The following is a 410-nucleotide window of genomic DNA, read 5'->3' on the forward strand; positions in this document are numbered from 1 at the left end:
AATAGCCTAGTGTTGCGACAAACATGGACAGCTTAATTCGTTCACCACCGAGAATGATTTCCCCAATCTCTTTCCAGTCCACTTGCATTTGTTCACCTGGTAACGTTTCATAACGTACCGAATACTTCTTTCGCTCCTTATCTCGAAAGGGTTTTATGTAATCCTTCAAAATAGTCTTTCCACCGGTATATCCTAACTGTCTGATTTCGTCTAATAACCGTTCACCATTATAAACACCATCCTCTAACATTCTCTGATGAAGATAATCTTTATAAGGATCTAATTTGCTTTTTGACTTTTTGCGTTTTTGCTTCGAAGGAGCTGCAGAGGCGTTTACGTACTTCCTCACTGTTCCACGATCAAGCTCTAGTTCTCTAGCAATTGATGAAATAGACATTCCTCTTTTAAAC

At 39.0% G+C, this 410-nt stretch carries 1 pseudogene; it reads right to left on the reverse strand.

What is annotated here, in order from left to right:
* Positions 1-410: pseudogene (locus M3196_RS21805) on the reverse strand (IS21-like element IS5376 family transposase); the annotation flags it as partial.

This window comes from Fictibacillus nanhaiensis, assembly GCF_023715445.1.
Lineage (GTDB): Bacteria > Bacillota > Bacilli > Bacillales > Fictibacillaceae > Fictibacillus > Fictibacillus nanhaiensis_D.